Annotated in this window: 1 protein-coding gene; it reads right to left on the bottom strand. The window is 48.8% G+C overall.

The genetic code is table 11. The annotated features are described in order from the left end of the window. Positions 1–608: DEAD/DEAH box helicase (locus tag LGZ99_RS24600; RefSeq protein ID WP_262979869.1), on the bottom strand; the 608-nt coding region annotated here is incomplete at both ends.

The following is a 608-nucleotide window of genomic DNA, read 5'->3' as shown; positions in this document are numbered from 1 at the left end:
GTGATAAAATTGGCGTGGGCCACGTTGACGCAAAAGCAAATCGTTGGTTCATCATTACCGTTCACAAGCCAATTCTTGACGATATCGCCCACCAGCGTTGAATCACCCATAATCTCGGCTAGCTGGTCCTCTTTGTAATCCTGCCCAAAGTCATCACTGGACGTCACTTTTACGCCTTTCAGGTCCGGCTTGGTGGGGGCATAAAATTCATAGGAACTGAGTTCACCTTTAGCGATAAGTTCTTTCATCGTGGTGGGTTTCAGGAGCTGTTGATAGTAGCTTCCCAGAAACGGGGAAAACGGCGTTCCTGACAGACCGATAACTTTTACACCGGTGTTTTCTGTCAGATACTGAATGACTTCAAGCAGCTTTTTACGGCGTAAATGGGCTTCGTCAATGATCAACAGATCGATGTTGTCCGGGAAGTCACGGCGGATTAACGTGTCAGCCGAGGCAATTTGGATCAGCCGGTTTGGGTCGTTAGGCTGGTAATCCCGCCATACGTAGCCAATTTTTTCTTCTGGCAGTCCATACTGAATAAACCGGGTAGCAGTCTGGCGAACCAGAGTCAGGTAAGGCGCGACAAACATCACCCGCATACCACGAGA

Source organism: Photorhabdus temperata, assembly GCF_025384845.1.
GTDB lineage: Bacteria > Pseudomonadota > Gammaproteobacteria > Enterobacterales > Enterobacteriaceae > Photorhabdus > Photorhabdus temperata.
This window is presented reverse-complemented; position numbering and strand designations above follow the sequence as displayed.